Genomic DNA, 24,234 nt, shown 5'->3' on the forward strand with positions numbered 1-24,234 from the left:
TTTTGAAGTTATGCAACAACATCTGCCCCATCATTGATGTTCTATAATCCACTTACGCAGCCTAACTACAAGCGGAGTGTTTATAAGAGCAGTAGAAGGTAACACTTTGCCGTTAGTATTAAAGTTAATTATAGAATCTATACCGTATATGCTATACCAAGGTTTTAACGGTGAGCTATTTGAATATTTACGGTGAAACCAAGATAAAAAAAGTATTGTTTTTTCATATTCTATTACTTTAATCGACTGTGGATTTTTGTGATATATAAGGCTAAGTACCGATTGATCGGAATGATGCCATTTATATTCATCATAATTAGGGTAAATATTATAATCTTTACCTGAAAGAATTCTAATATCTTCGCAACTTTTTAGCCATTTCTCAATAAAAGAACGAGAAAGCTCGGTATTACGCACAATAATAACGGCACTCCAAATATGATCATTATTTCTGCATTCTTCGTTCAGACAATCCATTAAAACAAAAGTTTCACCTTTAACAAAGCTACCGTTTTTACGATCGCGATCATGTACTAGTAATACATCATTATCGCCTAAAAGATTTGTTAAATTATTGATATGCTGCTTGATAACAAAAGCCGAATCTAAATATACTATAATAGCTCCTTCCGGTGCATTTTTCATTGTTTCAAGTATAATATAAGGTTTCCATAGCCATAAACCTGCTCCTGCAGGTTCATTAAAAATTTCTTGGTTTTTTTCTATAAATGCTTGATTAATATGCTTTTTCTTATAGTTAAATATGAAATCTGTACCTTTATTAATCGCATAATGAGTGATTGCATTCTGATTACGATAAACATATTCAGGTCCATCGGCATATGAGACTAAATAAATAGGTTCTTTTATAGAATTTTGAATAGATAAATCTACTTTTTGTAATGATAAGTCATTAATAAAACCTTGACGTGCATATTCCAAAATAATCAGTACGAAATAAATTAGAGCTAATGTAATAACTGCTTTATATAATATTTTAAATAACATATGATTTTTGAATTCTTTGAAGCATTTTGTTTTTCTTGCTTTGGCGCTGTTGCATGGCTCGATTTATGCCATTCCCGCGTAGGCGGGAATCCGGTAAAACCATATAAAAACTAGTTTTTATATGGTTATTATATCAAATACGTAACTTCGGTAGCAATATTGAAGCTATTGTTCTGGATTCCCGCCTACGCGGGAATGACATCGAGTAGGTTTTTCAATCCATGCGACAAAGCTTTTCCGCTCTTAGCTAAGAATGACATCGGAGTGTTAATCAATCCTTTTTAAACAACACCGACTATAGCATTTTAATATACTAAAAGATAGTGTTGTAATTTAATTATAAATCTAGTATAATTTGCTGTTTGTTTTAGGTTCTTATGATTAATTTAGGGGATAAGCAGTCTACTGTAGTTGTTGCAATGTCAGGCGGAGTTGATAGTTCGGCAGTTGCCGCAATGTTGCATGAGCAGGGGTATAATGTAATAGGTATTACGCTGCAGCTATATGATCACGGTATAGCAGTAGGGAAGAAAAATGCCTGTTGTGCCGGTCAGGATATTTACGATGCTAAAATGGTAGCAAACAAGCTTGGTATTCCTCATTACGTACTTGATTACGAGAGCAAATTTAAAGAGTCGGTAATAGATAATTTCGTCGATAGCTATTTACAAGGTGAAACACCGCTTCCATGCGTTCAATGTAATAAATCGGTAAAGTTCAGGGATCTAATTAAAACGGCTAAGGAGCTTGGAGCAGGTCAGCTTGCTACTGGTCATTACGTACGAAAAATAAACGGTGATTACGGAGCTGAGCTACATACGGGACTTGATCCGGTAAAAGATCAAAGCTATTTTTTATTTACTACCACTAAAGAGCAGTTAGAATATTTAAGTTTTCCTTTAGGGGGGCTTACTAAAGATGAAACAAGAAGATTAGCTAATAAATTTGGACTTGAGATAGCAAATAAACCCGACAGCCAAGATATATGTTTTGTACCTGATGGAAATTATAAGAGCGTAATAAATAAAATACGTCCGGGTAGTAGTGAAAGCGGTAAAATTATTCACGTAAACGGATTTGAGCTAGGAGAGCATAGCGGTATAATTAATTACACTATAGGGCAACGTCGAGGACTTGGTATAGCTTACAGCGAACCTTTATATGTAGTAAAGATTGACCCTAAGGACAATGTAGTATATGTAGGACCGGTGTCCGCATTAAACGTGCAAGAATTTATAATTAAAGATATTAATTGGCTTGCAGATGAGATTAAAGATAATGAAAAGCTAGAAGTAGCTGTTAAAATCCGCTCAACAAGACCACCACGCCACGCCGAAATAAGTAAACTCGTCGATGATAAAATGAAAGTAAAATTTTTATCCGAAGAAAAAGCTGTCGCCCCCGGGCAAGCATGCGTTATTTATGCAGGTGAAAGAGTACTTGGCGGCGGATGGATTACTAGGGATATAAGGTAATTGCGTTATTGCGAACGACTGAAAGGAGCGTGGCAATCTCAGGATTTTGGCACGAGATTGCTTCGTCACTATGTTTCTCGCAATGACGGAAAAATTATTACATTAGACAATACAAAATAAGCTCACTAAAAACAGGAGAAACTAAATGAGTTTTTTTAAGAAGAAAAGTTTTGAATCAGTAAAAGAGGTAGGTAGTTCAAGCGGTCTTAGTAAAACGCTTGGAGCATTTGATTTAATATTGCTAGGTCTTGGTGCTATGATCGGTACCGGTGTATTTGTCGTTACCGGTATAATTGCTGCTAAATACTCAGGTCCTGCTGTAATGGTATCTTACGCAATTGCAGGTATTACATGTATTTTCGTAGCCCTCGTTTATACTGAGCTTGCAGCTATGCTTCCGACTTCAGGAAGTATTTACACATATTCTTATGTAGCATTTGGCGAAGTATTTGCTTGGATGATCGGTAGTGTTATAATATTGGAGCTTGGTGTAGCTGCGGGAATAGTAGCCGCTGGTTGGTCAGGTTATGCACAAGGAATACTTGAAGCAGGTGGAATCAATTTATCAAAAGCATTAACTACGGTACCGACAAATGGTGGTATAATAAATCTACCGGCGTTTTTAATTTCAGTATTTATTGGATTTATTTTATATTTAGGTACTAAGGATAGTAAAAGGTTAAATGCTATTTTAGTTTTTGTAAAGATGGCAGCAATATTTGTCTTTGTACTTGCAGCTGCTCCGCATTTCGATGCTACTAACTGGAGCAATTTTATGCCGTTCGGTTTTAGTAATGTTTTGGTTGGTTCATCTATCTTATTCTTAGCTTTTACAGGTTTTGGAACGATTGCAACCGCTGCTGAAGAGTGTAAAAATCCAAAACGCGATATAATGATTGGTATAATTGGATCGCTTGTTTTAACTACTATAGTATATGTGGTAATGGCAGGGCTTGTTACGGGTATAGCTCCTTTTGATCAGCTAAATAATGATCAACCGCTTGCATATGCATTAACTATTAATAACAGTAAGATTGGTTCGGCTATTGTTGCAACCGGTGCAATTTGCGGTATGATGACGGTGTTAATGATGAATATTTACGGTATTTCTCGTATTTTTTATGCTATAGCACGTGACGGATTATTACCGAAAAGTTTTGCAAAACTACATCCTAAATATGATAGCCCATATATTACGATTATAATATTTGCTTCTTTAGCCGCTATCCTTGGAGGGTTTTGTTCTACGGAATTATTAACACAATTAACTTCGATGGGAGCACTTATTGATTATATAACCGTTACAATAATAGTGGTGTTATTTAGGATAAGATTACCTGACGCTCAAAGACCTTTTAAATGTCCCTTAATATTTATTATTGTTCCGTTTATCTTAATAGCTTGTGCGTATTTATTATTTATTCAAATATATGACGGTGAATTTAATCTATTAACAGCAGGTCGGGCATTAATATATTGGTTTATTACAATATTTGTTTTATATATTGTAAGATCATTTTTTATGAAAAAAGAGCAGAACTAGGATTGTTGTCATACCGTGGCTTGACCACGGTATCCAGAAAAAAACTTAAAATACTAATATTATTAGTATTTTAAACTGGATCCCGCGATCAAGTCGCGGGATGACACTGCAAAAAAAAATCACGCCACACAACAAAACAAACTTAACCAAATGACTGAAAAGCTGCAACCACTCCGAGGAATGAAAGATCTTTTGCCGGATGATTATAAAGTTTACGACTATATAATTAATAAAGCAAGGGATATAGGAGTATTGTACAGCTATAAGCAAATGAGTACCCCAATCCTTGAATATACCAAAGTCTTTAATCGCTCAATGGGTGAGAGTTCTGACGTAATCAGTAAAGAAATCTACAGCTTTTTAGATAAAAGTAATGAATCCGTAGCACTAAGACCTGAATTTACTGCCGGCATCATTAGGGCTTTTATCTCAAACGGCTTACAACATAAATTACCTTTAAAGCTCTTTTTTGCAGGTCCTGTTTTTCGTTATGATAGACCGCAGGCAGGGCGTCAAAGACAATTCCACCAACTAAATTACGAGTATATTGGTGCTAAAGGAGCAATAACCGATGCCGAAACTTTGAAGTTAGCAGTAGATATACTTAAAGCACTCGAAATAGAGCAGGATACTACCTTAGAGCTTAACTCTCTTGGATGTAGCCAGTCAAGAAGCGTTTATCAGCAAAAATTAATAGAATATCTAAATGATTTTAAAGATCAATTATCGGAAGAAAGTAAAATAAGGTTGATCAAAAATCCAATGCGGATACTTGATTCTAAAAGCGAAATTGATCAGAAAATAATAACAAATGCTCCAGTTCTATTTGAGTATCATACTGATGAATCCAAAGAATATTTTGATGAGTTAATAAAATATCTAGATATTTTAGGCGTGAAATATAGCATAAATCCACGTTTAGTTAGGGGGCTTGATTATTATTGCCATACTGCTTTTGAATTTACTACGAAAAAGCTTGGTTCGCAATCTACTATTCTTGCGGGTGGTCGATATGACGGGCTTGCTAAAATCATGGGTAATAAAGATGATGTACTGGCTATCGGTTTTGCTGCCGGTATTGAGCGTATTGCTTTGATGCGGAAATATAATGTATCTGAAGTAAAGCCGGTATTTGTATTACCTATAGGCGAAAATAATATTTGCTATGCTTTAGAAATTGTAGATAAATTGCGAACACAAAATATTGCTACTATCATAGAACCTCTAGGTAAAATAGCTAAAAGAATGCAGCGTGCTTTAAATGAAAACGCTAAATTTATTATTTTTATAGGTGACGAAGAGCAGGCAAATAATAGCCTCAAACTTAAAGATTTAGAAAAAGAAGAAGAATATATAACAGATTTTGCAAAAGCTGTTGAATTATTGAAGAAATAAGATTTCTTATTGCCATGCTGTAGCTTGTCTGTATTGTATAATAGCTGCTATTATCCTGATTATAACGGTAATTTATGTTATTGCCGAGCGATCAAAGGCTTTGCTTCACGGTTCGAAAAAAGCGTTCAATGTCATTCCTACGAAAGCAAGAATCTAGTTTTTTTTAAGCAAATTATATACTAAATTTTCTTTGTATTATCATTTTTTTCTGGGTTCCCGCTTCTAGCGGCGTTATTGCATGGCTCGATTTATGCCATTTTCGCGGAAGCAGGAATTCAGTAAGACATATAAAAAACTTGTTTTTTTATATGTCTGTTTTGTCAAATATGTAACTTCTATATCAATATTGAAGTTATTTTTCTGGATCCCCGTCTACGCGGGGATGACATCGAATGGGTTTTTCGAGCTATGCAACAATACCGCTTTTAGCTAGGAATGACATAAAAAGTTTGATCCATGCAACAATGATATTTAACCACGACATCTGAGAATATGATTATTATAAACGATCTAGCCATGAGTTATGGTGCCAGAATACTATTTACCGAAGTAAATTTACATATTAAAAATAACAAACGATATGGTCTTATTGGAGCAAACGGAGCAGGTAAAACAACTTTTTTCAAAGTCTTGACTAAGGAAGAGGGGCCGGTTTTCGGTGAGATTAGCATACCAAAAAACTCTAAAGTAGGTTGTTTAAAACAAGATCAGTTTCTTTATGAAAATACTAAGATTATAGATACGGTAATAGCAGGGAATAAAGAATTAGGGCAAGCTTTGCAAGAGAAAAAAGAAATATTAAAGCAGCAAGAATGTGATGAAAAAGCAGGATATAGGCTCGGTGAACTTGAGCAAATAATATATGATAATGACGGTTATGTTGCTGAAATTTTTGCAGCTAGTTTGCTTGTAGGTCTTGGAATAGCCGAAAAATATCATTATGAGCCGCTTTCTGCATTGTCAGGAGGTTATAAGCTTCGTGTGTTACTCGCACAAAGTTTATTTAATAATCCCGATATTTTACTACTCGATGAACCGACAAACCACCTTGATATTATTTCAATATATTGGCTTGAGAATTATTTAAAAAACTCTTTTAAGGGGATATTAATTTTTATATCGCACGATTTAGCTTTTTTAAATAATGTTGCAACGGATATTTTGGACATAGATTATGGAGAAATAAAACTATACACCGGCAATTATGATAATTTTGTTCAAGAAAAGCAGATAATAGCTGCTCAGAAGTTAAGCGAGCGAAATTTTTTAGAAAAGAAAATAGAAAATATGCAGGCTTGGATCGATAAATTTAGAGCAGGGACAAGAGCAAGGCAAAGTGCCTCCCGAGAAAAGCAGCTAGAGAAAATAGAATTGCCGGATATACAGAAATCTTCAAGAATTAGTCCGTTATTTAGATTTAAACAACTAAGATCATCAGGAAAATTAGTATTAAAAATCGATCAAATAACTAAAAGCTTTGAGGATAAGCAAATATTAAATAAGGTTAGTTTTAACGCATCACGAGGGGAAAAAATTATTATTATCGGTGCAAACGGTATCGGTAAATCTACGTTATTAAAAATCTTAATGAATAAAATATCAGCAGAACAAAGTAGTTATGAATGGGGGTATGAATCACAAATATCTTATTTCGCTCAAGACCATCATGAACTACTTAATGAAAATATTAGTATTATTGATTGGCTTAAAAAGCAATCTGAAAAGGAAACAGAAAATACTATTAGAAATACGCTTGGACAAGTATTATTCCGTAGTGATGAAGTGAATAAAAATATTTTAAGTTTAAGCGGTGGTGAGGGAGCAAGATTATTACTTGCTAAAATGATGCTGGAAAAAAGTAATATTTTGGTTCTTGATGAACCGACAAACCATCTTGATATAGAATCAAGAGAAGCCCTTAAAAAAGCTTTAATTGATTTTGAGGGTACAGTAATATTAGTAACGCACGACCGTGACTTTGCAAAATCCATAGCAACAAGGATTATTGCTCTTTCTCATAGGAAAAATATTGTTGATTTCAAAGGTAAATATGATGATTATATTGAGAAATACGGTAATGATTATTTAAGCTCTGCTACAAAATTACCCTAAGTTTTAAGCATTTTTAAAACTCGATGTCATTCCCGCGGGGCATTGTTGCGTGAACCGATTTCACCTCTGCCATCCCGTGGCTTGACCACGAGATCCAGTTTAAAACACTTAAATTATTAGTGCTTTTTATTGTTTTTATGGACCCCGTGGTCAAGTTACGGGGCGACGCGGTGGGTTTTACCGGCCCACCCAACAACGCCTTCCAGAAGAGGCGGGAATCCAGAAAAAAATATAAATACAGTAAAATTTTAAAATTAAAGCTTGATTTATCTCGCTTTACCATGGATTCCCGCCTACGCGGGAATGACATAATATATTACTCCGCATTATAAAACCCCAAATGATGACCGCTAATAAACTTTTTTACTTCAGCATGGTTACCGTACTCATCAAAATTTAATAATAACCCTTGTTCGTTAAAATATAATATATTCGTAAATAGTCGGTCATCGCAGTCCCACTTAGCTTTAAAAGCATTTTCCTTAATAAGTTTAACCCCGTTTACTCCGTGTTTGTGATATATTATTCCTTTTTTAAAGCAGAAACAAAAGACGTAATTTTACTCTTATCAAATCTATCATAAATTTTTTTAGAAATTGTACCGTAACAATCAAATCCTCGGTCGCACCTCCATTTTACAGATGTGGATATTAAAAGGCTATACGTTCAATAAGAGTTCCGATGACTTTATCATGAATATCCAATGACTTGGAAAAACAAATTGTTTTACGTGTCAGTCTTTTGCATCTTGTTCTAAGATTTAAGTTACCCCGTTCTATCCGTTGAGTATATTTTTTACTAACAATGTGTTTTTTGGGATCTAATAACCTAGCATAACTTCCCTATCCATCTGTAAAGTAAAAAGTAACCTTAAAATCCTCCAGTTTTTTTCAGTAATGATTCTGATGTGCTATCACATCTTGTACCAAAAGTATAAGCAACTACTTTTAACAAAATCTTATCCAAAGAATATCAAAGCCATCTTTGTTTGGATTTATTCTGTACATAAGGCCATTGTTCATCTATTTCAGGAGCAATAATTACTTCTATCGTATTGATAGAATGATTTATCTTTTTTAACGCTAGATTTTTTTAAAACACGGATAACCGTATTGATACCCACTTTTAATACTCTTACTGTATCCCTAACTCCAGAGCCATTGATTGACATATCTACTATCTGAGTCTTGACTCCAGGCTTAGAGGCATTATTAATATATTACAGTTAAAAATATCGATTACACTGCTTGCATTGATATCTCTGTTGTTTTGAAATTGAATATCCCGCCTTTACTACTTTTTCTGTGTCGTTATAATATCTACACTTAACATCTATTCTTGATCTACACTTAACATCTATTCTTGCCATAACTCCTTAACTATAATTCTCTCTTATTACTGTTTGAGGATTATAGACTATTCATGCTAAGCTGCAATACGGGGGGGCGCGACCCAGAGCTAGAAGAATATAGCAGCGAATTACTATGATAGAGAGGATTAATAGGCATGCAAAACATCACTAGAAACGAAGAATTAATATTAAGTAGTATAGTAAGGTTTGAGAACTTTGACATGCAGCATATTAAGCCAATATTAACCATCAGTACCACCTCTATCAGAGCGAGTAATCAAGATGCTGGATGAAGAAATAGAATATAGTCCTTTGAGAAAGCTTACACACTTATTTGGACCATACGCGTCAAGTTAAGGAAAGGCAGTAAGCAATTTGCAAGAAATTTAGAAAAAAGCGCTACTTAAAAAAGGAGGTAAAGAGTATAGGTATTAGTACTGTAACGCTAAGGGACTTATACAATGAAAAATATAACAAAACTACCGAATAGAGTCAAAGAGTTTTTAACAGAAACAGCTATCAGAGTTGCAATTAGCAGCGGTTTTATCAAGGGGAGAAGAGGATTAACCGGCTGTTCGTTTGCACAAGCATTAGTATTGGGTAATTTGAGTGATGCTGATTGTAACATAGAAAGAATGTGTCAATTATTACATGAAGAATCAGTAATAATAAGTAAGCAAGGCCTAGATTTCAGATTTAGTAACTCTGCAGTGGATTTTATGAGGAGTATGTATGAGAAAATATCGGTTTATTTGCAAATAGTTTTAAGCTTGATTGCGGGATATTACAGAAATTTAATAACGTTAAGTTACTTGATAGCAGCAATATAAAATTGCCCGACAATTAGGATATAGTCGAGCAAGTTATGTGGAATTTGTTACTAATGAGAAGCTTGTAACGTTAATAGAATGCCATAAGCGTGCATTTGAATATTTTGGCGGAGTACCAAAAGAAGTGCTTTATGACAATATGAAAACAGTAATACTGGGTAGAGATACGTATGGTCTTGACATACATCTTTTTAATAAAGGAATGCTAGATTTTGCAAAACATTATGGTTTCCGCTTAAGAGTGTGTAGACCTTATCAAGCAAAAACCAAGAGCAAGGTTGAGCGATTTAATAGATATCTCAGAGAAAGCTTTTATAACCCATTAGTGACAAAATTAAAAACAGCAGAGCTAGTGTTGGATGTGGATACTGCAAATTCAGAGGTGCTAAAATGGCTGCGAGATATAGCGAATATGCGTGTGCATGGCACCACAGGTGAAATACCTGTAAAAAGATTAAAGTCTGAGAGGAGTACTCCTCAACCACTACCATTGGATTATAGCGGTAGTCATCCTGCGGTATTAGAGATTATGGAAGGTAAAGAAGAACGATTTTCTACAGTTTCTTTGCAGCATTCCCTATGCGTATACTAGATATATTGGAGGCATTATGAACCTGCAGCACCAACGTATAGCAGAGATGTGCCACTCATTAAATCTTGTTCAGGTAGCTGAAAATTATTTTGATATCGCACAGTCCTCTAGTAAAGAAGACTCAAGTTATACGGATTTCCTTGAGTCAATATTAAAAACAGAGTTGTTGGCGCGACAAAATAGGAGTATAATGAACTGAAAAAATTGGACAAAAAATAGTTGGTGTATCTTGGTAATAAGTTAGAATGCAGGCAATAACTTATAGGATATAAAATGACAAGAAAACAGATACGGAATTTCAGTGCTAAAGAGAAGACAAGGATAGTGTTAGAATTATTAAAAGAGGATGTAACAATATCACAGTTATCATCTAAATATGAGGTTAGCAGCAATAGCATATCACATTGAAAGAAGTAGTTTTATCAAATGCAGCGATAGCATTTGAGCCAGCCAAGGTAGTTAGTGAATATCAAGAGCAAATTAATAGACTTAAGGAACAGAATGATGAACTAGCGAAGGATTTGGGGAAAACTACAATCGAGAGGGATTGGGCAGTGGGAAAGCTAAGAAGCTTGGATTTATTAAATAGAAAGAGTCTTGTAGAGTCCAAGCTAGGACAATTACCAAAGACAAGACAATGTGAATTATTAGGGGTTAACCGTTCTTCAGCATATTATAAAGTACAAGAGGTTAGTAGCTATAATATAAGTATATTAAATAGAATAGATGAGATATATACAGATAATCCAGAATTTGGATATCGTTATATATATCATCAATTATTAGAAGATGGGTATAAGATAGATCGAGATCGAGTACTAAAATATATGAGATTAGTTGGTATTGAAGCGATATATCCTCATAAAAAGAAACTCACTACCATCAAAGATGGTGAGCATAAAATATACAGCTATCTACTTGATAAATTCTGGATTAAAACAGATAAGACTAAGAAAGTAGTTGTTCCTACTGCCAATGAGGTTTGGAGCGGAGATATTACATATATTCGCACTAAAGGCGGCTTTATGTATCTAACAGCCATTATAGATTGGCATAGCAAAGCCATATTAAGCTATAAACTGTCGAATAGTATGGATGGACTATTAGTTACTGATGTATTGAAGGAGGCATTAAGTAAGTATCAAGCTCCGCAGATTTTTAATAGTGATCAGGGTAGTCAATATACTAGCAATGATCATATAAGTATTCTTAAAAGTCATGATATACAGATATCAATGAACGGTAAGGGCAGAAATATTGATAATATTGTTATTGAGCGTTTCTTTAGGACACTGAAATATAATTGTATATTTATTAATGATTATCAAAATATAGGAGAACTTAAAGAGGGTATCAATGATTATATCAGTAAATATAATTATCAGAGATTTCATTCGAGTATTGGGTATAAAAAACCCATGAATGTATATCTCGATAGTATACAACATCATACACAAATAGCAGCTTAATTTTGAACAAAATTACCAAGTACATTGCTCATATATTTTGTCTTGATTTTTCAGGTCATTATAATATTTGATAGTCAAGATAATTATCGCACAAGAATTCTACTCCTTTTATCGATTCTTTTTGGGGAGGATTACCCTTACTTAACTTGACTATGCCTAATTTATTGCTTGACTTATTATGAATCTAATAATATTTTACCATGAAACATGGTTTTTTATTTTAATATTAAAAGAAGAGTGAGGTATATTATGCCCAGTTATAGACAAAACATTTTGGATTTAATTACAGAAATCAAAGCGGTAACTAACCAAAACCCAAGCTTACTAGACAAAGATTTAGTTTTTAATTTTAAGGTAAGTAATCAGCGCATTGACCATCAGTATACAATAAATGAACTTTTAGAGCGCTTAAATTCTATGATGGATCCAGTTTTATTTAATGAACTCACATTAAGAGGTAATGTAGATTACATCACACAAGCCGCAACAGCATTTAAAAAAGTAAGTAATACTGAGGATAGCACGCCCTCACCATCGAGACAAAACATTTTGGATTTAATTACAGAAATCAAAGCGGTAACTAACCAAAACCCAAGCTTACTAGACAAAGATTTAGTTTTTAATTTTAAGGTAAGTAATCAGCGCATTGACCATCAGTATACAATAAATGAACTTTTAGAGCGCTTAAATTTTATGATGGATCCAGTTTTATATAATGAACTCACATTAAGAGGTAATGTAGATTACATCACACAAGCCGCAACAGCATTTAAAAAAGTAAGTAATACTGAGGATAGCACGCCCTCACCATCGAGACAAAACATTTTGGATTTAATTACAGAAATCAAAGCGGTAACTAACCAAAACCCAAGCTTACTAGACAAAGATTTAGTTTTTAATTTTAAGGTAAGTAATCAGCGCATTGACCATCAGTATACAATAAATGAACTTTTAGAGCGCTTAAATTTTATGATGGATCCAGTTTTATATAATGAACTCACATTAAGAGGTAATGTAGATTACATCACACAAGCCGCAACAGCATTTAAAAAAGTAAGTAATACTGAGGATAGTATTCAATCAGTAACGGCTACTCCTACCTCAACAATTCTACACTCATCTAGCTATATGCCTATTAGAGAGAATATTATAGAAGATAAATTAATTGAGATTGAACGTGCAATAAGATATGAAGAAGTAATAAAGGAGAAGATAGAAGCAATTAAGGAGCAAATCTCTAGGAAATGTGCTTATAATGATAACAGCATAATACTTATGGAGCAAAAATTAAGTGAAAAGTATGAGCAGGATTGCTATGAAACACTAGTAAAAACTACACATGTTACATCACACCATTCTTGTTTACAAGATAATGAACGCAATGCAATACTTAAGTATTATATTGATAATGTTCAGCCCACGCAAGAATTAACACAACAAGTAAGACTAATAATTCAGACCATTCAAGATGCACTACCAGAACTCTCTGTACATCAGATATCACAATCTTTTCGTTATATTTTTTCGGCTGAAAATTATGATATTTTAGAGATCGCATTAAAAGACAGTAAAGAACTAGGTCTGAAATTAAAGGATGAAAATGGCACAGACCTGTTAATGGAATTCCAAAAAATGGAGCAACAATTAAAATCTGCTACTACTAATACAGAAAAACTTGAAAAGAGTTTAGAAGGATATATAAGCAGTAATGTCACTGACTACTCTCAAGTAAATATATTTGATGAGATAATGAAAGAAGGTATTACTACATCTGAAAATCATCCGCATGATCATGCTGTGGTACATATAATGGGGATATGTGATGCAGAAGATGGCACTTTATTGTAAACCTTCAGATTTGATCTGACATATTAAGATTGAAATTAGAAGAGTTTGTGGGTATGTAGATAACTGAGAAGTTATCTACATACCCACAAACTAAATATAGTTAGGATTATTAGAACTTGCAAGGCAACTAGGCAGCGTTAGCACTGCGTGTAAAGTATAATGACCTGAAAAATCAAGACAAAATATATGAACAATGTACTTGGTAATTTTGTTCAAAATTAAGCTGCTATTTGTGTATGATGTTGTATACTATCGAGATATACATTCATGGGTTTTTTATACCCAATACTTGAATGAAATCTCTGATAATTATATTTACTGATATAATCATTGATACCCTCTTTAAGTTCTCCTATATTTTGATAATCATTAATAAATATACAATTATATTTCAGTGTCCTAAAGAAACGCTCAATAACAATATTATCAATATTTCTGCCCTTACCATTCATTGATATCTGTATATCATGACTTTTAAGAATACTTATATGATCATTGCTAGTATATTGACTACCCTGATCACTATTCAAAATCTGCGGAGCTTGATACTTACTTAATGCCTCCTTCAATACATCAGTAACTAATAGTCCATCCATACTATTCGACAGTTTATAGCTTAATATGGCTTTGCTATGCCAATCTATAATGGCTGTTAGATACATAAAGCCGCCTTTAGTGCGAATATATGTAATATCTCCGCTCCAAACCTCATTGGCAGTAGGAACAACTACTTTCTTAGTCTTATCTGTTTTAATCCAGAATTTATCAAGTAGATAGCTGTATATTTTATGCTCACCATCTTTGATGGTAGTGAGTTTCTTTTTATGAGGATATATCGCTTCAATACCAACTAATCTCATATATTTTAGTACTCGATCTCGATCTATCTTATACCCATCTTCTAATAATTGATGATATATATAACGATATCCAAATTCTGGATTATCTGTATATATCTCATCTATTCTATTTAATATACTTATATTATAGCTACTAACCTCTTGTACTTTATAATATGCTGAAGAACGGTTAACCCCTAATAATTCACATTGTCTTGTCTTTGGTAATTGTCCTAGCTTGGACTCTACAAGACTCTTTCTATTTAATAAATCCAAGCTTCTTAGCTTTCCCACTGCCCAATCCCTCTCGATTGTAGTTTTCCCCAAATCCTTCGCTAGTTCATCATTCTGTTCCTTAAGTCTATTAATTTGCTCTTGATATTCACTAACTACCTTGGCTGGCTCAAATGCTATCGCTGCATTTGATAAAACTACTTCTTTCAATGTGATATGCTATTGCTGCTAACCTCATATTTAGATGATAACTGTGATATTGTTACATCCTCTTTTAATAATTCTAACACTATCCTTGTCTTCTCTTTAGCACTGAAATTCCGTATCTGTTTTCTTGTCATTTTATATCCTATAAGTTATTGCCTGCATTCTAACTTATTACCAAGATACACCAACTATTTTTTGTCCAATTTTTTCAGTTCATTATACAAGATGCAAAAGACTGACACGTAAAACAATTTGTTTTTCCAAGTCATTGGATATTCATGATAAAGTCATTGGAACTTTTATTGAACGTATAGCCTTTTAATATCCACATCTGCAAAATGGAGGCACGACCCAATATGGCAACGTAAACCAGCAAAAGGGCTTATTTGGCATACTGATAGAGGTAGTCAATATTGTTCTGATAGTCATTTAAAAATTATAAAACAACATGGTATCAAACAGAGTATGGGTCGTAAAGGAAATTGCTTGGATAATGCTGTTGCTGAAAGTTTCTTTCATACTATAAAAACAGAATTAATGTATCAATATAAATTTAAAACTAAGGAGGAAGCAAAATATGCCATATTTGAATATATAGAGGTATTTTATAACCGTATCAGAATGTATTCTGCTAACGATTATTTATCACCAGTAAGATATGAAGAGATACAAAATTGCACTTAAACAACTGTCCGGAAAAGTGTTGATAGATCACGCAGTGGATTTTACCGAACCACGCAACAATGCCTTCGCGGGAATGACATAAAACGAGTCATGCAATAAAGCCCTTCCTTTGCAATGACGAAAAATTTTTCACATAACCTAATGACAAAAGTAAAATATAAATATATTATTTAATTTTAGAATAATTAATCAATTTATATTCAATGAGTGCAGATACTAATATTAGCGATAGCTTAGAAATTGTTGCGCAAGATCATTTATCGATTTTTTCTTTAATAAGTTCTTCCGATATTATCGGTAAGTCGGTTATGCTAATGTTGCTTATTGCCTCCATTTGGTCATGGGCTATTATTTTGGATAAAATATTTAAGCTAGGACAAGTGCAGCGAAGAATGAAGAGCTTTGAAAATGTGTTTTGGTCCGGTGGAGTGTTGGAGCAATTATATGAAAGCATAAAAAGATCGGTTAATAATCCGCTAGCTTTAATATTCGTATCCGCTATGGATGAGTGTAAAAGCTTAAGCACTAAAGGGCTTTCCGATGCGTTAAAAAATAATCATAAAGAGCGTATAACAAGTACAATGTACTTAGCTCAAAATAGGGAAGTCGAAAAGCTTGAAAAGAATTTAAGCTTCTTGGCAACCGTTGGATCAAGCGCTCCTTTTGTGGGTTTATTCGGCACTGTCTGGGGAATTATGCACAGCTTCCAGTCGATTGCTACTTCAAAAAATACTTCGCTTGCCGTAGTAGCTCCTGGAATCGCCGAGGCGTTGCTTGCAACGGCTATCGGTTTATTTGCAGCTATTCCGGCAGTAATTTTTTACAACTATCTTATTTCCCGTATTACTCTTATCAATAATAAAATTGAAGATTTTAGTAGCGAACTAAATTCTATACTTTCCAAGGCAATTGATCAGGAGAAGATGTAATGGCTATAAAGCTTGTCGGAAGTAATAGAAAAAACAAAAGAGCCGTTGTTAGTGAAATTAACGTCACACCGCTTGTTGATGTGATGTTAGTACTCTTAATTATTTTTATGATCACTTCTCCAATGCTCGTTTCAGGTGTAAATGTGGATTTACCGGAAACAAATTCAAGTCCGATCTCAGGTCAGGATGAGCCTTTAGTTGTTACTATCAATAATAAAGGCGAAATTTTCTTGCTTGAAACTCCAATAGAAAGAACACATTTAACTGACAAGCTTGCAAATATTACTAAAGAAAAAAAGGATGCTAGAATTTTTGTAAGAGGCGATAGAAATGTTTCTTATGGACAGGTAGTAGAGATAGTTGCCGAAATTCATGTTGCCGGCTTTTCTCGTGTAGCTCTTATTTCAAATATTAAAAATAATGAAAAGTAATCAAAATAAGGATAATTTCACGGTTTTCCTTAGCTGCTCTATTGCCCTACATTCACTTCTTTTACATTTCTTTTTATTTGGCATGCCGTCGCTTTTTGAAAAATTATCGGAAGAGCAAACGATAACTTTTGAAATGTTACCTGTTAGTGATAAATCAAATATTATAACGACAACAAAACAAAAAGAAGCCCCTATAGAAAACGAAGATGCTAAAAAGTCTGATCAGAGTAAGCCAAAAGAGGAAGAGCCACAGCAAGATTTACCTAAAGAAGAAAAAGCAAAAGAAACTGAGGCTAAAACAGTAGAGGAAAAGCCAAAAATAGAAGAGAAAAAACCTATAGAAGAACCAAAGTCTGAAGAAGTAAAAGAAGCATTACCTGAGAAGAAAGAAGAAGTAAAGGAGGAAAAGCCCAAAGAAGAGGAAAAAAAACAAGCAGAAGAAAAGAAGAAGCCCGAAGAGAAAAAAAAAGAAGTAGTTGTCAAAAAGCCTGAAGAGAAACCAAAAGAGGTAAAGAAAAAAAAACCTAAAACCGACGAACTTGATTCCCTGCTGAAGAATTTAGAGCAATCTTCAGAAGGCGATAATGTAAAATCCAATAAGCATCAAAGATCAAAAAAAGCTGATAATGCAAAAGAAGCTAAAGGGGTTTATACGGATGGGCCGCCTCTTTCTGATAGCGAAACATCTTTGATAAAAAGGCAGATTGAAAGACATTGGAGTAATATACCGGCAGGGGTTAGAGGTAATAATAAAGTAAAAGTCATTATTAGCATTACGCTAGATAAAGCAGGGAATGTTGAGCAGGCAAAAGTTAAAGAAAGAGTCTGTCCTAATATTCCGGCTAGCGTTTGTGAAGCTTTAGCGGATAACGCAATTAGAGCGGTATGGCAGGCAAGTCTCATCGAAAATCTCGACCCTGCACGTTTTAACCATTGGAAAGAGATTAATTTCAGCTTTGATCCGAGTAAGTTGTAGCCTTATTGCATAGCCCGCAAAAAGCGTGCGATATCATCCCCGCTAGGTGTTGGCGTTGTTGCATGGCTCGCTTATGTCATTCCCGCGGAAGCGGGAATCTAGTAAAACCATATAGCTTCTATATCAATATTGAAGTTATTTTTTTTGAATCCCTGCTTTCGCAGGGATGGCATCAGAATTATGAAATTAGATTTATTTCATAATATTTTAAGTGCAGGGTAGGTAAATAATAATATATGGAATAGATTGAGATCAAAATGGACTATCATAGAGCATAATATTTTATTGGTTTTGTAATATGTGTAACCGGAAAAGAAGCTGCATATAATGGTTAAAGCTATATATCAAACCGCCTCGAAAATGAGCGAGTCCATGTATTATAGATCCCATAATAACAGCTAAAATTTGCTATTTCAGTACAGCATAATTCATAAAGCTTGATACAAGCGAATTTTGCAGGACTCGTCTGTGCTCACGTATTTTTATACGCTGTGCAGACTCGCCTTTAAATTTATCTTGCCTGAATCTTTCTGAAATATGCTGAAAAAGATTTTGTAATGTTCTTTGTAAAAATCCTCGAAAGAATACTTCCTCGACTCTGTCCAAATAAGCACACGCGTCAAGTTAAGGAAAGGCAGTAAGCAATTTGCAAGAAATTTAGAAAAAAGCGCTACTTAAAAAAGGAGGTAAAGAGTATAGGTATTAGTACTGTAACGCTAAGGGACTTATACAATGAAAAATATAACAAAACTACCGAATAGAGTCAAAGAGTTTTTAACAGAAACAGCTATCAGAGTTGCAATTAGCAGCGGTTTTATCAAGGGGAGAAGAGGATTAACCGGCTGTTCGTTTGCACAAGCATTAGTATTGGGTAATTTGAGTGATGCTGATTGTAACATAGAAAGAATGTGTCAATTATTACATGAAGAATCAGTAATAATAAGTAAGCAAGGCCTAGATTTCAGATTTAGTAACTCTGCAGTGGATTTTATGAGGAGTATGTATGAGAAAATATCGGTTTATTTGCAAATAGTTTTAAGCTTGATTGCGGGATATTACAGAAATTTAATAACGTTAAGTTACTTGATAGCAGCAATATAAAATTGCCCGACAATATGGAAAGATTATATAAGGGGCATGGGTCAGGATTTAAGGATCATGAGCGTAGAGTAAAAGCTTCGATCAAGCTGCACATTATATAATTATTCAACACAAACAATAAGTAACATAGATATTCTTGCGGGGGCACGATCAGATCAAGGTTATAAAGATTATTTACAGGATATTAATCCTAATGATTTATTGATAGCAGATTTAGGGTATTTTGTTCCTAAGTCTTTTAGTTCCTTAAGTGCTAAAGGCGCTTATTTTATTAGTCGTTACAAGACTGATACTAATATATATGATAGAGCTAGAAATAAATTAGATTTACTTGAGTTATTAGAGAAAGTAACTTTTTGACAAGGTGATATTTTACTTAGCAAGAAATCATTACTACCGGTTAGGATCGTCTGCCATAAGCTTACAAAAGAACAATCTGATATCAGGAAAAGGAAGGCGAATACACTTGCAAAAGCACGTGGCTATAAGTCTTCTCAAAGAAATCAAAATTTACTTGATTGGTCAATATTTATTACTAATATTCCTGAGAGTCAAGTCAGTATCAAGCATATAGCAACGATATATAGAGCAAGATGGCAAATTGAGTTATTATTTAGGTTATATAAAAGTCATTTTAAATAGAATCTCTTAAAGGAAAAAGTGATTCATCTAGGGTATTATGTGAGCTTTATGCTAAGCTATGTGGCATTATAATTTTTCATGCTATATCTAACTGCCTTATATCAAAAATAAATCAGGAAGTTAGCATGACTAAGGCTTTTCTAGAATTTAAAAGGCGAGTACCAGAACTAACTTTGACGTTTAAAAAATCGATAAATAAGTTGAAAAACTTCTTTAAAAATTTACGAATAGCTTGGGTAAATTTTTGTTTAAAAGATAAATATAGGAAAACAAAAAAATCTACTTTATCTTCTCTTAAACTTATAAGCACCCCTTAACTTGACGCGTATGATTACTTGGACAGAGCCGCAAGATTTTTACTCTTCAAACAAAGCTTTTAAAAAGCTTTAAAGCACTGGATTCCCGCCTACGCGAGAACGACATCGGAGGTTTTTTCCTTTAAATTGACACTCATGTGCGATCAACGGAATGACATAAAAATGTAGTATTATAAAACTTATGAAAATTATTGCAAAAATTCCGGCATGGATGCCCCTATGCTTATTTATTTTATCACCGACTACAGAGACAATTTATACTTCAGGATTACCGAGTTTAACCAAATATTTTGATATTGACGGTGGTATCACTCAGGTCATGTCTACATTATATTTTCTAGGATTTGCTCTTGGTATATATTAACACTGAGGAGATTATCAGATATTTACAACAGAAGACCTATAGCTCTTTTAGGGCTTTTTATTTATGTTGTATCTTCAATTGTTAGCATTTTTGCAGTTAATATAGAAATGCCGATGATAGCTCGTTCTGTACAAGCTTTCGGTGTAAGTGTGGGGTCAGTTATCGGGCGGGCTATGGCTAGAGACTCTTATCAAGGTTTGGAGTTATCATATGTCTATGCTAGTTTATCGCCGTGGCTGTTATTTACCCCTTCACTCGGTTCATCTATAGGAGGCTATAGCTAAGCCTCTATAAAACAGTTACGTCATGTACTTTTCGAAAAGCGTGTCTACATCACAGAGATATTTTCTTCTCCTAGATTTAGCTTAAAACTATTCTGGTTCAATGGGATTTAGATCAGGGGAATAAGGCGGTAAGTACTCTAATATATGACCGGCTTTTTCTATCATAATTTTTAAATTTGGACTTTTATGAAAACTTGCATTATCCATTACAACTACTGAATTATGGGGTAATTTAGGTATTAAATCTTGTTCTACCCAAGCGTTAAAAATAGCAGTATTAACATTGCATTCAAAAATTGACACAGTCAGCAATGATTTATCTATTAACGCCCCTATAACATTAGTTCTTTTTGACGGATGCCAATCATGGATACCATAACATCTCTGACCTTTTACTGAATACCCATGGGTCCTAGGAGCACTACGGACAAAACAGCTCTCATCGGTAAATACGATCACTTTCTCTTCCGCTTTATACTTTTTGATCTTATGCTGAAATTCTAGCCTCTCTTCTTCTTTTGCCTTCGGATGTCTTAAAGCTTTTTTTATACGTAATATTTAACTTATTTAATGCTTTATGTATCCCTGATTTACTAACTCCTAACCGCTCAGCCCTTTCATATTGGTATGCATCACTATATTGCTCTACGCCTACCTTCAATCTATCAAGCGGTATTTTTGTTGAATCTTTATTTCTACTTCTTAAGGGCGATATTCTTTTTGTCCATACAAATACTCTATTCTTTCCTATTCCAAAACGTTTTGATATTGATGCAAAACTCATCTTCTTTTTTTTCTTGATTGCTGAAACTTTCTTTCTAAAGTCTACTGAATATGTTATTACAATGATTTATTTTAATTACTCCATCTTATTGTAACTGCTTTATAGAGGTTTGGTTATATATTATAGAATATTCAAGCTGACATTATGTTTTTGTATTTTTCAGTCTTGCAGGTACTATATTATTAGCTTTATATTATAAAGTACTACCTGAAACAAATTCTTATATAAATTTTTTACAAAGCAGTAAATATTTTTAGGTCTTGCGGGTAATTACTAAAGATAAAATTCTTTGGTTATATGCTTTTATTATTGGTGCGTTTAACGGCATATATTATGGTTTTTTTTCATAGAATCTCCTTTTATTTTTATTGATAAAATGAAAGTTTCTTCATCTTTTTACGGTAAATTAGCGTTTTTATTATCTTTTGCCGTTATCTTCGGAAGGGTTTTTTTTAGGAGGATATTTAATAAAAAAACGTCATGTACACGATAAAAAAGTTACGGGTTTAGGATTTATTTTTAGTCTGTGCGGTTGTATACTATTTGCGATAAATGCTTTTATATTGGAGGTTGTTTCAGCGAGTCATAGTCTTGCAATCGTTATGATATTTGCGCCGATGATGATTCATATGGTTGGGCATAATCTACTTATCCCTATGACACTTTGTTATGCTCTTGAGGATTACGCTAAAGTAACAGGTACAGCAGGATCTATATTCGGTGCAATATATTATGTACTAATTGCAATCATAACATATATAGTGTCTCAAATACATGCCGAAACAATAAGCAATTTTGCTTTATTATGATTAATCTTAAGTATTAGCCCTGCTGCTGCATTTCACTGTATTTGGGTTTTATATAAGAAAAAGTCAGGTGTTCCTAAACTAAAGATAGAAACTGTTATTATGAGCAGCTGTGGGCGTTGTCTGCGCGACTCGTTTTATGTTATTCCCGCGGAGGTGGGAATCCAGTAAAATATATAAAAAACAAGTTTTTATATATTTATTTCATCAAATGTGTAACTACTGTAGCAATATTGAAGTTATTTTCTGGATTCCCGCCTCCGCGGGAATGGCATCGAGCCGATTTTTTGAGCCATGCAACAACACTTTTAGTCGCTCGCAATGACGAAAGCGGGAATAATATTAAGAAAATTATGAGTGCCAAAAATCATTACGCTACAATCTCATTATAACCCGGTACATCATCTGTATGTTCTTCACCCTCAAGAGTAATATCCTCTTTTAATGTTTCCATACTACAGCTATTAAATACATCAAGGTTATTTTGCTCATTTTGCCATTTCAAACTTGCTTGTGTAAAGGTAATATTCTCATTTCCGATGATTTCCTTTATTTCCTCTGATGAACAATTTTTTACTCGATTTAAAAAAGCATACACATCTTCCTTTATATCTGGATTTTTTTCAATTAAATTGCTTAAATAATTTTCTGCAACTCTTACTAATTCTTCTTTTTCATACCATACATTATCGTCTTCAAAACCTTCATCATCAGAGTCTAGAGACTGAGTTATCGGTTTATTAATTACCTCATTGTTGTTTTCTATATTCTCTTCTTCTGTAAAACCTTCGTCAAGGTTGTTATTGGAAATTTTAATATGGAATAACCCTTTATAAGAATCATTTATAACAATTTGGTTGTTAGGGTTATTTGCATTATAATTAGCTATTATTTTATCAATAGCTTCCTTAAACTTTTCATTATAATGTGCATCTCTAAAGGTAGAGCTTTCATATATAGATTTTTTAGCAAATTCTTTTAGTGCTTGAAGGTTTTCAGTACTAGAATTACTCATATCAGCATGTTTTTCTGGAATATGAGTAGTTATTTCTATTAACTTATCGCCAAAAATTCTTTGAGCAGTTATTTCATCAGCTTGTTGTGTTGCTTCTAATATTTTACCAGGCATATTATTTTTTAATAGCTCTATTATCCCCCCACCGCAACAAACAGTTTGATAATCATCGTTATTTTCTTCTTTTAATGATAAATACAAAGCGTTGTCTATGCTATAGTTATTTTCTTTTAATAATTTCCATGTTTGTAAAGTTGGGTCATTAGCATATACTCCACCATCAATAATTTTATGTAATTTAGTATTGGTTATATTACTGAAAGTATGGCTAGGAAAATATCCAGGTGCCGCAGTGATCCCTTGTATTATATCTGAAAGGTAATAATTGCTATCTTCGCTTTTCCTAGACTCTATAGTAGAAAAAGTCATAAGAGGATTTTGTTTATTATTTAGATCATAACCTGTAACTACAACATCACCAATCAAGTCGTTTAGGGTATAATCCTTACAATATTCTTTCAACAGCTTTACCAATGGTTCAGAAGAAAATTTATAGCTGAATAAGCCGTTAAAACTCCAAAATTTTCTAAAAGTTAATCCTTCTGGAAAAATATCGTGTGCCATTTCTTCAAACAGTTCTTGAGCTTGCTCTGCACTGAATAAAGGCTTTCCAGGATTAGTAGGATCTGGTAAATTAAGTAAAATAGGGATAAGCCCTCCAACACTGGTCCCTCCGGTAAAATCGAATATCTCGCAAATAGGCTTACCGGTTACTTGCTCCATTATTTTTAGTTTTTCTAAATGGATATCCCCTTTTACTCCACCGCCTTCTAATAGTGCTAGGCTAATCTTCTTATTATCGTTTATATCTATCATAATCACCTTTCAAAAATACTAAGAGAGCATAATACAATAAAAATTAACCTTTATCAACAAAACTCATTCAGAAATCTTAATAAAATTTAGCTTATGAAAAAAATTGTAACTATTAGTACAAA

At 33.5% G+C, this 24,234-nt stretch carries 21 protein-coding genes and 6 pseudogenes; 17 read left to right on the forward strand and 10 right to left on the reverse strand.

Annotated elements, in window-relative coordinates; genetic code table 11:
* Positions 1-30: 30 nt before the first annotated feature.
* Positions 31-1,008, reverse strand: coding sequence for a hypothetical protein (locus AAGD46_RS02615; protein WP_341787653.1), 978 nt, complete (start codon positions 1,006-1,008; stop codon positions 31-33).
* Positions 1,009-1,385: 377 nt separating this feature from the next.
* Between AAGD46_RS02615 and mnmA the strand changes: the two genes are divergently transcribed.
* The 4 genes from mnmA (at position 1,386) to AAGD46_RS02635 (ending at position 7,533) form a co-directional block, all read left to right on the forward strand.
* On the forward strand, positions 1,386-2,483 hold the full coding sequence (gene mnmA / locus AAGD46_RS02620; protein ID WP_341787654.1) for a tRNA 2-thiouridine(34) synthase MnmA: 1,098 nt from the start codon (positions 1,386-1,388) through the stop codon (positions 2,481-2,483).
* A 145-nt stretch (positions 2,484-2,628) separates the two neighbouring features.
* On the forward strand, positions 2,629-4,026 hold the full coding sequence (locus AAGD46_RS02625; protein WP_341787655.1) for an amino acid permease: 1,398 nt from the start codon (positions 2,629-2,631) through the stop codon (positions 4,024-4,026).
* Positions 4,027-4,176: 150 nt separating this feature from the next.
* Positions 4,177-5,421, forward strand: a complete 1,245-nt coding sequence (gene hisS, locus AAGD46_RS02630; protein ID WP_341787656.1) for a histidine--tRNA ligase — start codon at positions 4,177-4,179, stop codon at positions 5,419-5,421.
* Between the two features lie 492 nt (positions 5,422-5,913).
* Positions 5,914-7,533 (forward strand): ABC-F family ATP-binding cassette domain-containing protein, encoded by a 1,620-nt coding sequence (locus AAGD46_RS02635; RefSeq protein WP_341787657.1) that lies wholly within the window; start codon positions 5,914-5,916, stop codon positions 7,531-7,533.
* 650 nt (positions 7,534-8,183) lie between these two features.
* On the opposite strand, the gene AAGD46_RS08770 is transcribed toward AAGD46_RS02635, so the two are convergent.
* The 4 genes from AAGD46_RS08770 to AAGD46_RS02645 all read right to left on the reverse strand — a co-directional run bounded on the left by AAGD46_RS08770 (position 8,184) and on the right by AAGD46_RS02645 (position 9,134).
* Positions 8,184-8,339 carry an IS1 family transposase gene (locus tag AAGD46_RS08770; protein WP_410525951.1) on the reverse strand — a complete coding sequence of 52 codons (156 nt, stop codon included), beginning with the start codon at positions 8,337-8,339 and terminating at the stop codon, positions 8,184-8,186.
* A gap of 166 nt (positions 8,340-8,505) precedes the next feature.
* Positions 8,506-8,604 carry an IS1 family transposase gene (locus AAGD46_RS08775; protein WP_410525950.1) on the reverse strand — a complete coding sequence of 33 codons (99 nt, stop codon included), beginning with the start codon at positions 8,602-8,604 and terminating at the stop codon, positions 8,506-8,508.
* Positions 8,561-8,704, reverse strand: coding sequence for an IS1-like element transposase (locus tag AAGD46_RS08780; RefSeq protein WP_341786690.1), 144 nt, complete (start codon positions 8,702-8,704; stop codon positions 8,561-8,563). Before AAGD46_RS08780 ends, AAGD46_RS08775 begins: the two co-directional genes overlap by 44 nt.
* A gap of 238 nt (positions 8,705-8,942) precedes the next feature.
* Positions 8,943-9,134: a hypothetical protein gene (locus AAGD46_RS02645; RefSeq protein WP_341787658.1), complete on the reverse strand. Its 192-nt coding sequence runs from the start codon at positions 9,132-9,134 to the stop codon at positions 8,943-8,945.
* Between the two features lie 211 nt (positions 9,135-9,345).
* Here AAGD46_RS02645 and AAGD46_RS02650 point away from each other — a divergent pair, with 211 nt between their 5' ends.
* The 5 genes and pseudogenes from AAGD46_RS02650 to AAGD46_RS02670 all read left to right on the forward strand — a co-directional run bounded on the left by AAGD46_RS02650 (position 9,346) and on the right by AAGD46_RS02670 (position 13,623).
* Positions 9,346-9,714: a hypothetical protein gene (locus AAGD46_RS02650; RefSeq protein ID WP_341786757.1), complete on the forward strand. Its 369-nt coding sequence runs from the start codon at positions 9,346-9,348 to the stop codon at positions 9,712-9,714.
* 37 nt (positions 9,715-9,751) lie between these two features.
* Entirely contained in the window at positions 9,752-10,306 is a 555-nt protein-coding gene (locus tag AAGD46_RS02655; RefSeq protein ID WP_410525946.1) for a DDE-type integrase/transposase/recombinase, read from the forward strand.
* Between the two features lie 16 nt (positions 10,307-10,322).
* Complete coding sequence (locus AAGD46_RS02660; protein WP_341787642.1) at positions 10,323-10,505, forward strand: ATP-binding protein; 183 nt, start codon at positions 10,323-10,325, stop codon at positions 10,503-10,505.
* 74 nt (positions 10,506-10,579) lie between these two features.
* A pseudogene (locus AAGD46_RS02665) lies at positions 10,580-11,775 on the forward strand (IS3 family transposase).
* A 249-nt stretch (positions 11,776-12,024) separates the two neighbouring features.
* Positions 12,025-13,623, forward strand: coding sequence for a hypothetical protein (locus AAGD46_RS02670; protein ID WP_341787659.1), 1,599 nt, complete (start codon positions 12,025-12,027; stop codon positions 13,621-13,623).
* Positions 13,624-13,841: 218 nt separating this feature from the next.
* Here AAGD46_RS02670 and AAGD46_RS02675 read toward each other — a convergent pair whose 3' ends face one another.
* A complete protein-coding gene (locus AAGD46_RS02675; RefSeq protein WP_341787640.1) occupies positions 13,842-14,906 on the reverse strand; it encodes an IS3 family transposase in 1,065 nt (354 codons plus the stop codon).
* 217 nt (positions 14,907-15,123) lie between these two features.
* On the opposite strand from AAGD46_RS02675, the pseudogene AAGD46_RS02680 reads away from it, so the two are divergent.
* From AAGD46_RS02680 to AAGD46_RS02700, 5 genes and pseudogenes are all read left to right on the forward strand, one after another.
* A pseudogene (locus AAGD46_RS02680) lies at positions 15,124-15,225 on the forward strand (IS1 family transposase); the annotation flags it as partial.
* Positions 15,226-15,368: 143 nt separating this feature from the next.
* The gene (locus tag AAGD46_RS02685; RefSeq protein ID WP_341786758.1) at positions 15,369-15,587 is read left to right on the forward strand and encodes an IS3 family transposase; all 219 of its coding nucleotides are present in this window, start codon (positions 15,369-15,371) and stop codon (positions 15,585-15,587) included.
* Between the two features lie 203 nt (positions 15,588-15,790).
* Positions 15,791-16,516, forward strand: coding sequence for a protein TolQ (tolQ, locus tag AAGD46_RS02690; protein WP_341787660.1), 726 nt, complete (start codon positions 15,791-15,793; stop codon positions 16,514-16,516).
* Positions 16,516-16,947: a protein TolR gene (gene tolR / locus AAGD46_RS02695; protein ID WP_341787661.1), complete on the forward strand. Its 432-nt coding sequence runs from the start codon at positions 16,516-16,518 to the stop codon at positions 16,945-16,947. The genes tolQ and tolR overlap by 1 nt, the downstream gene beginning before the upstream one ends.
* Positions 16,937-17,923, forward strand: coding sequence for an energy transducer TonB (locus AAGD46_RS02700; RefSeq protein WP_341787662.1), 987 nt, complete (start codon positions 16,937-16,939; stop codon positions 17,921-17,923). Before tolR ends, AAGD46_RS02700 begins: the two co-directional genes overlap by 11 nt.
* 417 nt (positions 17,924-18,340) lie before the next feature.
* Here AAGD46_RS02700 and AAGD46_RS02705 read toward each other — a convergent pair.
* Positions 18,341-18,529, reverse strand: a pseudogene (locus AAGD46_RS02705) (palindromic element RPE3 domain-containing protein); the annotation flags it as partial.
* 126 nt (positions 18,530-18,655) lie between these two features.
* On the opposite strand from AAGD46_RS02705, the pseudogene AAGD46_RS02710 reads away from it, so the two are divergent.
* Positions 18,656-19,983: pseudogene (locus tag AAGD46_RS02710) on the forward strand (IS4 family transposase).
* A gap of 181 nt (positions 19,984-20,164) precedes the next feature.
* A pseudogene (locus tag AAGD46_RS02715) lies at positions 20,165-20,625 on the forward strand (MFS transporter); the annotation flags it as partial.
* A gap of 93 nt (positions 20,626-20,718) precedes the next feature.
* On the opposite strand, the gene AAGD46_RS02720 reads toward AAGD46_RS02715, so the two are convergent.
* Together AAGD46_RS02720 and AAGD46_RS02725 are read right to left on the reverse strand one after the other, a co-directional pair.
* Positions 20,719-21,189, reverse strand: a complete 471-nt coding sequence (locus AAGD46_RS02720) for an IS630 family transposase (protein ID WP_341787877.1) — start codon at positions 21,187-21,189, stop codon at positions 20,719-20,721.
* Positions 21,119-21,415: an IS630 transposase-related protein gene (locus AAGD46_RS02725; protein ID WP_341786833.1), complete on the reverse strand. Its 297-nt coding sequence runs from the start codon at positions 21,413-21,415 to the stop codon at positions 21,119-21,121. The genes AAGD46_RS02720 and AAGD46_RS02725 overlap by 71 nt, the downstream gene beginning before the upstream one ends.
* 116 nt (positions 21,416-21,531) lie before the next feature.
* On the opposite strand from AAGD46_RS02725, the pseudogene AAGD46_RS02730 reads away from it, so the two are divergent.
* A pseudogene (locus tag AAGD46_RS02730) lies at positions 21,532-22,299 on the forward strand (Bcr/CflA family efflux MFS transporter); the annotation flags it as partial.
* Positions 22,300-22,591: 292 nt separating this feature from the next.
* On the opposite strand, the gene AAGD46_RS02735 reads toward AAGD46_RS02730, so the two are convergent.
* On the reverse strand, positions 22,592-24,112 hold the full coding sequence (locus AAGD46_RS02735) for a patatin-like phospholipase family protein (RefSeq protein ID WP_341787664.1): 1,521 nt from the start codon (positions 24,110-24,112) through the stop codon (positions 22,592-22,594).
* Positions 24,113-24,234: the final 122 nt, after the last annotated feature.

Origin of the sequence: Rickettsia endosymbiont of Cantharis rufa, from assembly GCF_964026445.1 — a bacterium.
Lineage (GTDB): Bacteria > Pseudomonadota > Alphaproteobacteria > Rickettsiales > Rickettsiaceae > Rickettsia.

Bases quoted from the DNA above. Each gene is read 5' to 3' on its own strand.
- mnmA (WP_341787654.1), top strand. From the start codon at position 1,386: ATGATTAATTTAGGGGATAAGCAGTCTACTGTAGTTGTTGCAATGTCA.
- AAGD46_RS02685 (WP_341786758.1), top strand. From the start codon at position 15,369: ATGGGTCGTAAAGGAAATTGCTTGGATAATGCTGTTGCTGAAAGTTTC.
- AAGD46_RS02645 (WP_341787658.1), bottom strand. From the start codon at position 9,134: ATGGTTAATATTGGCTTAATATGCTGCATGTCAAAGTTCTCAAACCTT.
- tolQ (WP_341787660.1), top strand. From the start codon at position 15,791: ATGAGTGCAGATACTAATATTAGCGATAGCTTAGAAATTGTTGCGCAA.
- AAGD46_RS02700 (WP_341787662.1), top strand. From the start codon at position 16,937: ATGAAAAGTAATCAAAATAAGGATAATTTCACGGTTTTCCTTAGCTGC.
- AAGD46_RS02635 (WP_341787657.1), top strand. From the start codon at position 5,914: ATGATTATTATAAACGATCTAGCCATGAGTTATGGTGCCAGAATACTA.
- AAGD46_RS08780 (WP_341786690.1), bottom strand. From the start codon at position 8,704: ATGTCAATCAATGGCTCTGGAGTTAGGGATACAGTAAGAGTATTAAAA.
- tolR (WP_341787661.1), top strand. From the start codon at position 16,516: ATGGCTATAAAGCTTGTCGGAAGTAATAGAAAAAACAAAAGAGCCGTT.
- AAGD46_RS02650 (WP_341786757.1), top strand. From the start codon at position 9,346: ATGAAAAATATAACAAAACTACCGAATAGAGTCAAAGAGTTTTTAACA.
- AAGD46_RS02660 (WP_341787642.1), top strand. From the start codon at position 10,323: ATGAACCTGCAGCACCAACGTATAGCAGAGATGTGCCACTCATTAAAT.
- AAGD46_RS02735 (WP_341787664.1), bottom strand. From the start codon at position 24,112: ATGATAGATATAAACGATAATAAGAAGATTAGCCTAGCACTATTAGAA.
- AAGD46_RS02625 (WP_341787655.1), top strand. From the start codon at position 2,629: ATGAGTTTTTTTAAGAAGAAAAGTTTTGAATCAGTAAAAGAGGTAGGT.
- AAGD46_RS02670 (WP_341787659.1), top strand. From the start codon at position 12,025: ATGCCCAGTTATAGACAAAACATTTTGGATTTAATTACAGAAATCAAA.
- AAGD46_RS02615 (WP_341787653.1), bottom strand. From the start codon at position 1,008: ATGTTATTTAAAATATTATATAAAGCAGTTATTACATTAGCTCTAATT.
- AAGD46_RS02725 (WP_341786833.1), bottom strand. From the start codon at position 21,415: ATGAGTTTTGCATCAATATCAAAACGTTTTGGAATAGGAAAGAATAGA.
- hisS (WP_341787656.1), top strand. From the start codon at position 4,177: ATGACTGAAAAGCTGCAACCACTCCGAGGAATGAAAGATCTTTTGCCG.